This is a genomic window from Orbaceae bacterium lpD02, from assembly GCA_036251875.1.
GTDB classification, from domain to species: domain Bacteria; phylum Pseudomonadota; class Gammaproteobacteria; order Enterobacterales; family Orbaceae; genus Orbus; species Orbus sturtevantii.
Genome location: CP133960.1, coordinates 2,512,140 through 2,526,560 on the forward strand (window position 1 = coordinate 2,512,140; position 14,421 = coordinate 2,526,560).

15 protein-coding genes are annotated in these 14,421 nt (G+C 36.1%); 4 read left to right on the forward strand and 11 right to left on the reverse strand.

The genetic code is table 11. From position 1 onward, the window contains the following. Positions 1–137: 137 nt before the first annotated feature. From ycaO to ppdD, 9 genes are all read right to left on the reverse strand, one after another. Positions 138–1,901, reverse strand: coding sequence for a 30S ribosomal protein S12 methylthiotransferase accessory factor YcaO (gene ycaO, locus RHO12_11050; GenBank protein WVD65890.1), 1,764 nt, complete (start codon positions 1,899–1,901; stop codon positions 138–140). A gap of 46 nt (positions 1,902–1,947) precedes the next feature. Next, positions 1,948–2,967: a tRNA (adenosine(37)-N6)-threonylcarbamoyltransferase complex transferase subunit TsaD gene (gene tsaD, locus RHO12_11055; protein WVD65891.1), complete on the reverse strand. Its 1,020-nt coding sequence runs from the start codon at positions 2,965–2,967 to the stop codon at positions 1,948–1,950. Continuing rightward, on the reverse strand, positions 2,964–3,188 hold the full coding sequence (gene yacG / locus RHO12_11060; GenBank protein WVD65892.1) for a DNA gyrase inhibitor YacG: 225 nt from the start codon (positions 3,186–3,188) through the stop codon (positions 2,964–2,966). The genes tsaD and yacG overlap by 4 nt, the downstream gene beginning before the upstream one ends. A gap of 41 nt (positions 3,189–3,229) precedes the next feature. Beyond that, positions 3,230–3,979, reverse strand: coding sequence for a cell division protein ZapD (locus RHO12_11065; protein WVD65893.1), 750 nt, complete (start codon positions 3,977–3,979; stop codon positions 3,230–3,232). 1 nt (position 3,980) lies between these two features. Next, complete coding sequence (gene coaE / locus RHO12_11070) at positions 3,981–4,598, reverse strand: dephospho-CoA kinase (GenBank protein ID WVD65894.1); 618 nt, start codon at positions 4,596–4,598, stop codon at positions 3,981–3,983. A 105-nt stretch (positions 4,599–4,703) separates the two neighbouring features. Beyond that, a complete protein-coding gene (locus RHO12_11075) occupies positions 4,704–5,462 on the reverse strand; it encodes an A24 family peptidase (protein WVD65895.1) in 759 nt (252 codons plus the stop codon). Continuing rightward, positions 5,462–6,655, reverse strand: a complete 1,194-nt coding sequence (gene hofC, locus RHO12_11080; protein ID WVD65896.1) for a protein transport protein HofC — start codon at positions 6,653–6,655, stop codon at positions 5,462–5,464. Before hofC ends, RHO12_11075 begins: the two co-directional genes overlap by 1 nt. Next, positions 6,648–7,808 (reverse strand): ATPase, T2SS/T4P/T4SS family, encoded by a 1,161-nt coding sequence (locus tag RHO12_11085; GenBank protein WVD65897.1) that lies wholly within the window; start codon positions 7,806–7,808, stop codon positions 6,648–6,650. The genes hofC and RHO12_11085 overlap by 8 nt, the downstream gene beginning before the upstream one ends. A 5-nt stretch (positions 7,809–7,813) precedes the next feature. Next, on the reverse strand, positions 7,814–8,266 hold the full coding sequence (gene ppdD, locus RHO12_11090) for a prepilin peptidase-dependent pilin (GenBank protein WVD65898.1): 453 nt from the start codon (positions 8,264–8,266) through the stop codon (positions 7,814–7,816). 174 nt (positions 8,267–8,440) lie between these two features. On the opposite strand from ppdD, the gene ampD reads away from it, so the two are divergent. Further along, entirely contained in the window at positions 8,441–8,980 is a 540-nt protein-coding gene (gene ampD / locus RHO12_11095; protein WVD65899.1) for a 1,6-anhydro-N-acetylmuramyl-L-alanine amidase AmpD, read from the forward strand. Between the two features lie 145 nt (positions 8,981–9,125). Beyond that, positions 9,126–9,392: a YqcC family protein gene (locus tag RHO12_11100; protein ID WVD65900.1), complete on the forward strand. Its 267-nt coding sequence runs from the start codon at positions 9,126–9,128 to the stop codon at positions 9,390–9,392. Here RHO12_11100 and RHO12_11105 read toward each other — a convergent pair. Further along, complete coding sequence (locus tag RHO12_11105) at positions 9,382–10,791, reverse strand: sodium:proton antiporter (protein ID WVD65901.1); 1,410 nt, start codon at positions 10,789–10,791, stop codon at positions 9,382–9,384. The genes RHO12_11100 and RHO12_11105 overlap by 11 nt on opposite strands. Positions 10,792–11,003: 212 nt before the next feature. Here RHO12_11105 and ndk point away from each other — a divergent pair, with 212 nt between their 5' ends. After that, entirely contained in the window at positions 11,004–11,432 is a 429-nt protein-coding gene (ndk, locus tag RHO12_11110; GenBank protein ID WVD65902.1) for a nucleoside-diphosphate kinase, read from the forward strand. Between the two features lie 54 nt (positions 11,433–11,486). Here the strand turns inward: ndk and raiA are convergent, their stop codons facing one another. Further along, positions 11,487–11,813: a ribosome-associated translation inhibitor RaiA gene (gene raiA, locus RHO12_11115; GenBank protein ID WVD65903.1), complete on the reverse strand. Its 327-nt coding sequence runs from the start codon at positions 11,811–11,813 to the stop codon at positions 11,487–11,489. Between the two features lie 310 nt (positions 11,814–12,123). On the opposite strand from raiA, the gene RHO12_11120 reads away from it, so the two are divergent. After that, entirely contained in the window at positions 12,124–14,421 is a 2,298-nt protein-coding gene (locus RHO12_11120) for a Tex family protein (GenBank protein WVD65904.1), read from the forward strand.

Genomic DNA, 14,421 nt, shown 5'->3' on the forward strand with positions numbered 1-14,421 from the left:
TTTACTGGCTGCGCGATAAAATATCAATGTAGATATTAAGTTAATCAGTAAGATAGAACTTACTGATATTTCGTTAAAATATTAGTGCAATCTGCTATCTTGATAAAACTATCACTGTTTTATCGATAAAATGAGCACTATTTCATTGTTTGATGCAATTTAGCGTAAACCTCAAGTAACTGTTGGTGAGTAGAGAATTGAGTCAGATCTTCATCGACATTGAAGAGACCGAAAAAACGTTTTTTACCTATCGCATATTGCCACATCTCATTGACGCACTCTTCACCATACATTTTATTAAAAGCGATTTGGTAATCACTAAACTGTTTGGCATCGCGCATCAGTAAGAAGTCAACTAAAGTAAGTAAACAACGATAAGCATAATTACGCTCTGGCGTAAAAATTGAGCTATTCATTTCTACTGTCCAGTCTAACCATAATTTGGCTTGTTCTAGATCTTTTGCCGCTAAGGCTAGCATCGCTTTAAGTTCACCAACACGTAGAGTAAACCATGCATTGTCTTTGCCGCTTGCAAGGCCGAGCAATTCACGTACTCGAGCAAAATCATCTAAGCCATCATCGTCGAGTTGTTCTATTATTTCGAGATAGCTTTTAGCGCTTAGTTTACTCTCAGGCAAGGATAAAATTATATCACGCCAATTGATTGCCATGTTATTATTGGCAATAAGGAGATCTTCAGGCGGGTAAATTTCAGACATACCAACAGCTAAAATTCGACAAGCATAAACACCTAAGTGCTGATAATCCATAATTAGCAACTCAATACCTTGCTGGTGAATAATTGCCATTAGATTATTAAATTCCTGTTCGGTAGATGTTGAGCTACCATCGCCACTAAAAGACCAATCAACAAATGGATAGTCAGCTTCTTGCCTAAATAGATCCCAAGAGATTAAACCGCTAGAATCAATAAAGTGTGTTTCAAGATTACTCAAATCAGCTACATCATCATTATCAAACGATGGGGGTGAAAAAACATCCAAATCTTTTAAACTGCGTCCTTGCAATAGTTCTGTTACCGTACGCTCAAGCGCGACGCCAAAATTAGGGTGGGCGCCAAATGAGGCATAACAAGTCCCATTAGTCGGATTAAATAAAACGACACAGATGACCGGATATTGGCCGCCTAATGACGCATCAAAACAGCAAATAGGAAAGCCTTCTTGTGCTAAGGTTTTAATCGATTCAACGGTATTTGGGTAACGCTGCAATACTGACTCAGGTATTTCGGGTAAACTAATTGCTTCAGCAATGATACGATTTTTGGTATAACGCTCAAAGATTTCAGATAAGCTTTGTACTCTCGCTTCATTCTGGCTATTACCCGCAGACATACCATTTGATGCATAGAGGTTAGCAATAAGGTTAACTGGTACATAAACGGTTTTTTGATTAGATTGCTGTACAAATGGTAGCGCGCAAATACCGCGCGCTAAATTACTTGATTGTAAATCGATTAAGTCACTTGCGACGAGTTCATTATTAGGATCATAAAAGTCGAGCAATTTTTTAGTTAATATTCCCTCGGGTAAGGTGTTATTGGCGGGAATAGCAAACCATTTTTCACTCGGATAATGAACGAAATCTATATTATTAGCAATTTTTTTGCCAAGGTAAAAATCAGAAAAAAAGTAGTTAGTCGATAAACGTTCAAAGTATTCGCCAAGTGCTGATGCGAGTGATGCTTTTTTACTTGCGCCTTTGCCATTAGTAAAGCAAGCAGAGCAGTCGTTATTTTGTATATGCACTGACCATACATTTGGCACAGGATTAAGCCAAGACGCTTCTTTTACTTCTAAGCCATGATGTTTTAAAAGAGTATGAAAATGGTTAATCGAATCTTCAAGCGCTGCATCTTTGCCAGGAATATAGGTTTTCATGTTATATCTCATTATATTTGGGTATTGATTATAAAAGTATGATCGGTTAGTTCTCGGCAGTGAGCTCACTTAAAGGCCAGCGAGGTTTTACATTAATAGCAAGATCAGCAAATTGTTGTTTTTTTAAACGAACCATTCCCGCATAGGCGATCATTGCACCATTATCGGTACAAAACGCTAGTCTAGGATAATAAACGTGCCCTCGTCTTTTTTGCATCAGTTCAGCGAGTCTATTTCTTAAGGTTAAATTAGCACTAACACCGCCAGCAATCACTAACCGATTATACCCCGTTTGTTCAAGTGCTCGTTTTGATTTTATCACTAGCGTGTCAACGAGTGCATCTTCAAAAGCTCTGGCAATATCGATTTTAGTTTGCTCATCTAATGGCTGATTTTGATGGATAGTATTTGCTGCCGCAGTTTTTAAACCCGAGAAACTAAAATCGAGTCCGGGCCTATCTGTCATTGGTCTGGGAAAATGAAAACGTGCTTCGCTACCGAGTTGGGCTAATTTGGAAAGCTTTGCTCCTCCAGGATAGTCGATACCGAGTAATTTTGCTGTTTTATCAAATGCTTCACCAGCCGCATCATCGATTGATTCGCCCAAGAGCTGGTATTGGCCGATTGCTGTTACCTGTATTAATTGAGTATGACCTCCAGAGACCAGTAAAGCAACAAAAGGAAATTCTGGAGGATTATCTTCTAACATAGGAGCTAATAAGTGCCCTTCCATATGATGTACTTCAACGGCTGGCACACTCCAAGCATAAGCAAGGGCGCGTCCAATTGATGCACCTACCAGCAAAGCGCCAACCAGCCCAGGTCCCGATGTATAAGCAACCGCATCGATATCTACACTCGTTAAGTTAGCTTCTTTTAATGCCGCTTGAATTAGGGGAACAGTTTTACGAATATGATCTCGGGAAGCGAGCTCAGGTACTACACCACCGTAGTCAGCATGTAAACTGATTTGTGAATAAAGCTGGTTTGCAAGTAGCCCTTTTTGATCATCATAGATTGCAATACCCGTTTCGTCACAAGACGTTTCAATACCAATAATTTTCATAGCTGATTATCTTTATCATTAAATGGCGTGTTGGCATCCTCACTCCATAGATCTTGTTCATTGATTTCATCTGCGGGGATACGGTGAGTTTCATTCGCCCATTCACCGAGATCAATTAATTGGCAACGCTTGCAGCAAAAAGGCCGATAAGGATTTTTTTCATCCCACTCAATTAGTTTTTGGCACGTGGGGCAACTGACAGCTAATTTATCTTTTTTCATATATCATTGGTACATTTATTAGTTAAATTCAAATTAGTACCTTAGCAGTTCGCTAACTCAAATTCAACACATTGCATTTCTATTTTATTATCCAATTCTGATTCTAAGCGTACAAAACGAATAGCATAGCAGTTCGCATTTCCTGATACTTGAGGGTATAACCCTTTATTAATTGGAAGTCTAATTCTTAATAAACGGCTTACTTCATTTGGATTTTGATAAAAGTTATTTGAACAGGTCAATAATTTAAATCCACCAGATTGCCTAACTAGTTGTATATAGAAAGAAATCGCTAAATATAAGGTGGAAAAGCTCTCTAACCATTTTGCAATTTGCAGATCTCTATATTCTTGAGATTGTTGTAACCATAAATGAAACAAAGGCAGATCAAAACAACAACATCCGCCAGGAATTGTTAACCGTTTACGTAAGGAGGAGATAAAGCGGTCACTTTTGAGACTTTGGCCAAGCTTAGGCGTCGCATTTAGTTGGGCAAGGATGTCATTAAGTTTATCAAGCAACGTCGTGAGGATCTTTATATCTACGCCTTGCTTATTTAACCAAATCGACAATTTTTGTTTTTGTTCATCAATATCTTTACTTAGATCGCTTCGAATATCATTACGCTCAACAATTTCAAGTAATTCACAGAGTGAATGAAAAAATAATAATGCATTGTTACTATCGAATTTTTTATTGCATTCAATTTGTTTTATTAAGAATTCAATACGTAACCAAGTCCGCATTTTTTCATTTAATGGGTGTTCAAAAATTACTTTAGCGTTATCCATATTAGCTCAACTCTTCATTGTAATTTTGAGATAGTTTAAGGTACTTATTATGTAGCAGCATAACTTGCGAAGAAAGTTCAGATGTATCACCATTATTTACGATAACATCATCGGCATAACTGATTCGTTTTTCGTTATTGGTTTGTGATAATAACATGTTTTTTGCTAAATCTTCACTAATATTATCGCGATTTGTTAGCCTTTTAATCTGAGTGCTAACGTCGGTATCAATGATTAATATTCGATTCGCTTGTTTCTGCAAATTATTTTCGATTAATAGTGGTACAACCCAAAGAATATAAGGGGTATTAAGCCTACTAATTTGCAAGGTCGTTTCGCGTTGAATAATCGGATGTAAATATTGATTTAACCATGCTCTGTGTTGTTGATGGTTAAAAATAATTTCACGCAGTTTTGCTCTATTCAAATTGCCGTCAGAAAGAAGGATATCTTGGCCAAAGTAGTGTACGATTTGCTCAAGTGCTTGCGATCCTTTTGCCACAACTTTTTTTGCAATAATATCTGCGTCAACGATAGGAACGCCTAATTTGGCAAATAAATCTGCAACGGTTGATTTCCCACTCGCAATTCCACCACTTAGCGCAACAATATAAGGCATAAAATTAAGATAGATAAAATATATATTGGTTCAGCTTATCATACTGGCGAGTAACTGCAAGTCTTCATGCCTCAGCTATCGTATAGCTTAATGTTGATAGGATATTTACATTAGTAATATTACATAGGCGGCAATTAATAAGCTAGGGCCAAATGGAATGATGACTGTTTTTAACGATCTTTTTTGTAAGCAAGCTAATAAAATAATATAGAGTATACCCATGATCGATGCTAACACGACTAAAACAGGTAGTTGAGTATAGTGGATCCATGCGCCTAAAGCTGATAAGAGTTTAATGTCTCCTCCTCCAAGACCAATATGCTTTTTAGTATGATAATATAGCGTTGCAGGCAGCCATAATAAAACGTAACCTAAAATAATACCTAATATACCGTCACTCAACTGTATTGGGTTTTGTTCAAAATAGCTTAAAACTAATCCCGCTAGCATTATCGGATAAGTGAAATAATTAGGTAATAATAAATACTGAAAATCAATTATTGCTAATATTATAAAATAAAGTCCTAGCAGGATTAATATTATTGACCAAAGAGTATTACCATAAATTACTATCATCACACAGCAATAAGTCGCAACAAGTAATTCAGCTAATAGATAATTCATCGCAATTTTGTGATGGCAATATTTACAACGACCGCCTTGAAGTAACCATGAAATGACAGGAATTAACGATAGATAGCTTAATTTTTTACTACAATACATACATCTTGAACGGCGACAAGTAATATCATACCCGTATTTTAATGGCGTTTTATAGGGAGCAAACCGATAAATAGCGACACAAATAAAGCTACCCAAGCATAGCCCTAATAATGCAGTCAAAATTAGTGTAATAATATTCATTAATGAATGACACTCCCTAATTGGAAAACAGGTAAATACATACCAATAACTAAGCTACCAATAATTAGCGCCATAATTGACATCATTAAAGGCTCAATTTTTTGCGATAAATTATCGGTAAGCTCGAGGTTTTGCTGTTGGTAATAATCTCCCAGCCTTTGTAACATCAAATCTAACGTTCCTGATTCTTCACCAATACGAATCAACTGGCTACAAAGATTGGGGTAAATAGTATGACGTTCGATTGCTTGGCTAAATGAAAGCCCCTGTTCAATGGTTTTAATAATATCTACTAAGCTGAGGCGGAATAGTAAATTTTCAGTTGTTTTTTTCGCTGATTTTAGGCCGGAAAGCAGTGGAATTCCTGATTTTTGGGTAATAAATAGTGTTTGAAATATCATAGTAAGGCAAGATGTTTTTATTATCTGACCGATTATTGGTAACTTCAATAAGTATTTAATAATTAAAAAATTATGACGTTTTTTAACATAAAAACGGTAGCATAGATAGATGCTGGTGATAATGACTAAGATTGTTAAAAAATTATGTTGTAAGCACGCTGAGAACGTTATTATTAATTGAGTAAACCAAGGTAGTTGAGCATCAAAATTTTGATAAACTTCAGCAAATTTAGGTAGCACAACAAGTAGCATGATTAAGGTGACAAAAGCTGATACTGTAAATAAAAAAAGTGGATAACGCATGGCTTTTTTGACTCTTTTTTTTAGTTTTTGGGTATTTTCTAATTGTAGGGCGACGATTTCAAAGCTGTGTTCTAGTTGACCGGTCAATTCTCCAGTTGCAACAATTTGTACATAAACCACAGGGAATATCTTACTATAATTACTTATTGCTTGTGATATCGATTCCCCTGTCATGATTTGTTGCTTAATGCTATCTAATAACCATTTCCATTGTATTAATCCATTTTGATTAGCCAGTAAATCTAAGCTATTTATAATCGGTAAACCAGCGTTTAGCATGGTGGCTAATTGTTTGGTAATAATCACTAATTCTTGTACTTTAAAACTATGATACGTGAGGTATTTTTTTGCTGTTAACTTGAAAAAGAATTCTTGGTTTTGTAATAATGCTTGCTTCGCTTCAGCTAACGATCTGGCGACTAATACGTGTTTTGTTCCACGCAGATCTTGCCATTGATAGAATCTTTTTATTTGCCATCGTTTATTCATTGATTGAACCTAATACACGTTGTATTTCTGCTAACGAAGTCAAACCTTGTTTAACTAACCCGACACCAGATAAATAGAGTGTTTTAATTTTATGTTTTTTCATTATTTGCTGGATATTATGCAAAGAAAAATTATCGTTGGAGGCGAGTAAAGTTTGAATTTGAGGTGTTATTATGAATAATTCATAAAGCCCAATCCGGCCATAATAACCGCCAATACAGTGTTGGCATCCTTTAGCTAAATAATGAGCATAAAAGGTAGGGGCGTTATTTTCTTCAACTATAAATTTTTCGTCAGCAAGAATTTTACAATGATGACATAATTTTCTGGCTAATCGCTGGGCAATGATGAGTTTTAAACTCGCTGCAATTAAATAACGCTTAATTCCCATTTGATTGAGACGAATTAATGCTTCTGCACTAGAGTTAGTATGTAGCGTCGATAATACTAAATGCCCTGTTTGTGAGGCTTGTATAGCAATTTCTGCAGTCTCTTGATCGCGAATTTCACCAATCATAATAACATCAGGATCTTGCCTTAAAAATGCACGTAACGTTTTAGCAAAATCTAATCCAGCCTTTGGATTTACTTGTGTCTGATTTATACCTATAACAGGCATTTCAACAGGGTCTTCAACGCTACAAATATTGCGTGAATTATTATTGATCTCCTTAAGTCCACTATAAAGGGTAATTGTTTTTCCACTGCCTGTAGGGCCAGTAACTAAAATAAGCCCTTGAGGATTGTTTAAAGCCTGTCGATAATGATATTGTTCATATTCAGATAAACCAAGTTGTTCGAGTAAGAAGATATTTTGCTGCTGCTCCATTATTCGTAAGACAATTTTTTCACCGTATAGGGTAGGAATTGTCGATATACGCATAGCTTGTTTATCGTTCAGAAGTTGACCATCTTGTGGTAAACGTTGCTCTGCAATATTAAGCTTTGCCATAATTTTCAAGCGAACAGTCAAGGGTTTTACAAGTAAAATCGGTAGCACGCTCATAAGTTGCAATACCCCATCAATGCGCATGCGGATTCGGTACTCCTCTTGATAAGGTTCGAAGTGAATATCTGATGCTCGCTGGAGTAGTGCATCATTTAAGAGTTTGTTAACTAACTCTATAATTTCAAGATCGCTATAGTTTGTCATGACCATTAAAACCTAAATACATCATTACAAGCATCATTAATATTATTATTGACCGGTGTTGTAACGCATTTTTTTGACCAATCAAGCTGACCATGAGTTGAATTTATTGTTGGGGTCAATGTTGTGGTTAATCCACTTAAGGCGCTTTGACCAACTAAAGTGATAATACCCGCGACAACCGTTATTGAGGCAACATAATGAGTTGTTTTCGTCGTAGGAATGCCACTTTGCCCACTATTACAATTTTGTAAATCACCTTGCTCTAACGAGCAAATTTCAATTGCTGTTTTGTAAGGTGCCATAGTTTGTAGCATATCGGTCATGGCCGCTTTTTGTACATATCCCTGGTAAGTCGGGACGCCAATAGCGGTAAGAATAGCAATAACGGCAATAGCAATCATTAGTTCAAATAAAGTAAAGCCTGATTGTGATAAACCGCGGTAATAATCTGTTGTCATGATAAATATCCTGATTAAATTAACGAATAAGCCATTAAGATAATAAATAGAAAGTAGTGCTAATATAATTACTGGACTAGAGCTGATGGTGTATAGCAATTAGCTTTGCATATTGGCTGGTAATGGTATAATTTTGCGATTAGCTACTCAAAATCGTGACGGTAAAAGGTTAATATGGATTTTAAAATTCAACATGGTTGCTTAACCAACACTCAATTTATAGCATCGCCTTATTTTAATGAGCGTCCTATTGGTGAATTAATTAATTTACTTGTCATTCATAATATTAGCCTTCCGCCAAATCAATATGGTGGGCCTTATGTTAGTCAACTATTTACGGGTAAATTGAATCCTAATGAACATGAGTATTTTAAAACGATTTATCAGTTTGAAGTTTCATCTCACCTTTTTATTCGCCGAAATGGTGAAGTAATACAATATGTCTCTTTCGATAAACGGGCATGGCACGCTGGCAAATCATCTTTTCAAGGTAGAAATAATTGTAATGATTATTCGATTGGAATTGAGCTTGAGGGAAGCGATTTCGAGCCATTTTCATCAATTCAATATACAAAGCTTGCTGAAATCACATGTTGTTTAAAAAACTATTATCCGATTGAATCTATTGTTGGGCATAGCGATATTGCGCCTGAACGGAAAACCGATCCTGGACCATATTTTGATTGGTCATTTTATTTATCATCACTCAAATAATTAAGGTAATATTAACATTGGTTTCTACTAAACAGTCGCTATCATTGTTTTTATTGATACAATACATATTATTTTATAATACCTTTTTACAATGAACCAGTTTAATTCTACGATTTTAAAAATACTGAAAGATATCGAACACGAAATGCACTTAACTTTGCTATGGCAAAGTTTACCACCTAAAGCTGAGGCGTTTTTGAGTGAGCAGCCTTTTGCGCTTGATATGATGACATCCCATGAATGGTTACAGTGGATATTTATTCCTAGAATACGGGCGTTGATTGATGCCAAGGCGCCTCTTCCTCGCAATTTTATATTATACCCTTATTTTGAAGAAACCTTAAAAGAGCGAGAGGATACCGCCAAACTTCTCTCTTTAATCGAAGAGTTAGATAAATTAGTTAAAGTATGAAAAAGATTAAAGTATTGATCAGAAATACTGGTATTAATATACTTATCGACCATTTCATATAGCCAAAGAAGCTAGGCATATTAATATCATTTTGTATGGCAATGCTTCTAACCATAAAATTAGGTGCATTACCTATGTAGGTTAATGCTCCCATAAATACCGATCCCATTGAGATAGCTAACAACGTCGTATGTAATTCTCCCATCAAAATATTAGCGTCGCCAGATGCAAGATTGAAGAAGACTAAGTAGGTCGGTGCATTATCTAAAAAACCTGATAATACCCCACTTAGCCAAAAATACATGGTATTAATTGGTTCACCTTTGTCATTAGTTACTAGCGACACGATTGAGGATAAATGGCCGTCATTGCCTGCGCGTAAAATTGCGAGAACGGGGACAATAGTAATAAAAATTGCGATAAAAAGCTTTGCTACCTCTATAATCGGCTGCCAATTAAATTGATTAGCCAAGCGTACGTGTTTAGGGGTAATAGCCACTGAAATTATTGTTATGATAATAAATAATAGATCTCGGATTATATTTTGTAATGCTAGATTTGTATCTAAAAGCATCAGATTGATATCTGATTGCCAGATACCTGATAATAATACAGTCGAGATAATCGCCACTAATAGACTAATATTCTGCTTGCCATAAATTTTGATTGTATGCGCTAAGGTTACATGCTGATGAGTAATTTTTGCTTGCCGTTTGTAATAATAACTATCAATGTAGTAAAAGATAATTAACAATAAAAAAGTTGTTAATAAAACTGGTAAAAGCATATGTGATAGCGTCCAAAAAAAATTGACCCCTTTTAAAAAGCCGATAAATAATGGTGGATCACCAAGTGGCGTTAAGCCTCCCCCGACATTTGCAACCAAAAAAATAAAAAAAATAATGACATGTACTTTATTTGGTCGATTAGAATTTGCCCTAATTATAGGTCTAATCATTAGCATTGCGGCACCTGTTGTTCCCATTACGGATGCTAATAGTGTACCTGTAATGAGTAGCAAGACATTAAATTTCGGTGTGCCTTCGAAGTTTCCTTGGATAAAAATACCACCAGAAACGGTGAATAAAGCGAGTAAAAGTAAAATAAATGGAATATATTCTTCAAAAATTGCGTGTGCCACAAGAGTGGTTGTCGAGCTAATACCAAAGGCAGTAGCAAAAGGAATGATAAATAAAAGTGTCCAAACTGCTGTAATTTTACCATAGTGATTATGCCAAATTGTTGGTAATAGCAGTGGCAAAAGCGCAATTGATAATAAAATTCCAATAAACGGCGTTCCCCAACCCAAAGATAATGTTGTTGCATCAAAACTGGCAGCATAAGCATTATTAGGCAAAAAACACAGTAAGCATAATACGGCAATTATTTTCGAAGGCATGGTATTTTTTATTGATAATAGAATTTATACCGCATATTTTAACCATGTTTTTATTAAAATCACCCTCTTTTAGTTAATATTAGAGCATTAAGATTCAATAAGTTGTAATTAAATTAGTCTTAATCACAAATAGACGGCTCATTTATCATTGGACGAAACAGGACAAATTGATAGAATACTTTTATTAAGTATCATATATTGAGGGATAAATTATGAGTATTGAGCAAACATTATCAATAATTAAGCCTAATGCAGTGAAAAAAAATTTGATAGGCGTGATTCAATCTAGATTAGTACAAGCAAGATTTAATATTATTGCGATGAAAATGATCCATTTGACGCGAGAACAAGCGGAAGGTTTTTATGCAGAGCATAAAGGAAAGGTATTTTTTGAACGGTTGATTACTTTTATTACTTCTGGTCCTGTAGTTGTTCAAGTATTAGAAGGTGATGGAGCAATTAGCCGCTATCGAGAAATTATGGGTGCGACCGATCCATCGAAAGCATTAGCAGGTACACTGCGTTATGATTTTGCCGATAATGTGACTGAAAATGCAGTCCATGGTTCTGACTCTACTGAATCGGCTGAGCGTGAAATTGCTTATTTTTTTGCTGATAATGAGATTTTTGCTAAAAACTAAAATCGCATAGATGATAAAAGCACCATTGATTAGGTGCTTTTGCCTAGAAGAATATTATTCTGACGGTATATGATCTTTTATGCTTTCCGATGCGCGTCTAGCTTCTGGTTTATGGAGTAATTTATTTAATTGTTTTTCGAGTTTGCTTACTAAATCATTTACTGCGGTATACATATCATCATGTTTTGCTGATGCAACGAGAGGAGAACCTTTAGTGGCAATAGTGGCATCGATGATAAAACCATCAGGCTCTTTTGATAAAATAAAATGTGGGTTGATTAATTGAGCACGCCATTTGTCGAGTTTAGCAAATTTTTCTTCAATGTAGCTTCTAATTGCTGGTGTTATATCCATTTGTTTACTAGTAATACTTAAAGTCATAATTGATCTCCTCTATATTTGCTAACAAATAATAATTAACAGATTAAACTCTTACTTACTACATTGGCAAATTATTACCAAAAGGTCAATAACTGATTTGTAAGTAATTTATATTTAAACAAAAATTTACATTAATAGAATTATGTACTTAACAATAAAATGCTATCTTTGTCGCAAAAATAAATAATGCACTTATTGAAGATATTTTAATGCACGATCGAGTGTCAAATAATTGACTATTGTTATATAATTACGCCTTGCCATAATTGAAATTATTTATTTTGATTCCATTAATATAAGATAAGTGTTTATGATAAATCTTCAAATTAACCATATCATCGCAGCTGAGCTTAATGTTAAAACCGAACAAGTTTTAGCTGCTGTCACCTTACTTGATGAAGGTAGCACCGTCCCATTTATTGCTCGTTATCGTAAAGAAGCTACAGGTGGGCTTGATGATACCCAGTTACGTACATTGGATAGCCGATTAAATTATTTGCGCGAACTTGATGACCGTAAGCAAACTATTTTAAAATCAATTGCAGAACAAGGCAAATTAACGACTGAGCTAGAAAAAAGTATTATAACCACATTAAATAAGACCGAGTTAGAAGATCTCTACTTACCTTATAAACCTAAACGCCGTACTCGAGGTCAAATTGCTATCGAAGCTGGACTTGAGCCTTTAGCGGATGAACTGTGGCAAAACGCTCAGCTAGACCCTGAAATTGAAGCAAGTAAATATCTTAATCCAGATAAAGGTATTGAGGATAATAAATCGGCGCTAGATGGTGCTCGTTATATTTTAATGGAGCGCTTTGCCGAAGATGCCGCATTACTGGCTAAAGTTCGTCATTATTTATGGAATAATGCTCATCTTGTTGCTCGTGTTAATCCAGAGAAAGAGCAAGAAGGGGCTAAATTTCGTGACTATTTTGACCATCATGAGCTAATAGCTAAAGTACCGTCTCATCGTGCTTTAGCCATGTTCCGTGGTCGGAATGAAAGTATTTTACAGCTATCGCTTAATGCCGATCCGCTATCAGAAGAACCCCCAAAAGAGAGTTACTGCGAACATATTATAACCGAACACCTTGGTGTTTATTTTAATAATGAACCAGCAGATAAATGGCGTAAAGCGGTAATTAATTGGACGTGGCGCATTAAAATTTTAATGCACATGGAAACGGAATTAATGACCACTTTGCGAGAGCGCGCGGAAGAGGAAGCGATCAATGTCTTTGCGGCAAATTTACATGATATGCTAATGGCTGCCCCGGCTGGTATGAAAGTCACGGTGGGCATGGATCCTGGCTTGCGAACAGGAGTTAAGATTGCCGTTGTTGACGCTACAGGTAAACTTGTCGCTACCGAAACAATTTATCCCCATACGGGGCAGGCAGACAAAGCTGCCATGATTATCGCTGCATTATGTATTAAATATCAAGTTGAACTTGTTGCTATTGGTAATGGTACCGCATCGCGTGAAACAGAACGGTTCTTCATCGAATTACAAAAAAAATACCAAGATGTTAAAGGGCAAAAAGTTATTGTTAGTGAAGCTGGAGCCTCTGTTTATTCTGCCTCCGAGTTAGCAGCACAAGAATTTCCTGACTTGGATGTTTCTATTCGTGGTGCAGTGTCAATTGCTCGCCGTTTACAAGATCCATTAGCTGAATTAGTTAAAATTGATCCCAAATCAATTGGGGTTGGTCAATATCAACATGACGTAAGCCAAACATTGCTAGCCAAAAAACTTGATGCGGTTGTTGAAGATTGTGTGAACGCAGTCGGCGTAAACCTTAATACGGCGTCGGTTATGTTATTATCGCGAATCGCGGGTTTGAATAAAATTATTGCACAAAATATTGTAGACTATCGTAATGAAAATGGTCAATTTAGTGATCGGAAGCAGTTATTAAAAGTCTCCCGTTTGGGGCCAAAAGCCTTTGAACAGTGTGCAGGTTTTTTACGTATTATAAATGGCAAAAATCCGCTTGATGCTTCTGCCGTTCACCCAGAAGCTTACCCCGTAGTAGAGAGAATTCTCGCGACAGTCAATAAACCGTTAAAAGAAGTTATGGGTGACTCTAATTTACTTAAATCCTTAAAAGCGGTGGATTACACTAATGCTGAATTTGGTTTACCTACCGTAACTGATATTATTAAAGAACTGGATAAACCAGGGCGAGATCCTCGGCCCGAATTTAAAACCGCACAGTTTACAGAAAATGTGGAAACGATGGATGATCTTAAAATCGGTATGATTTTAGAAGGGACGGTAACAAATGTAACCAATTTTGGTGCCTTTGTTGACATTGGTGTCCATCAAGATGGTTTAGTTCATATTTCAGCACTCTCAGATAAGTTTATTGAAGATCCTAGAACTGTGGTTAAAACTGGAGATATTGTTAAGGTAAAGGTTATTGAAGTTGAGATTGCCCGTAAACGTATTGCCTTATCAATGCGACTAGACGATCCTGCTATTAGCTCGAAAGATAGCGAACAAGGACGAAAAGAGAACCGAAGCCTGAATGCGAAGTCCTCCCAGGCTGCGGCAAATAATGCGATGGGTAATGCCTTTGCAGCAGCGTTTAAGAAGAAGTAA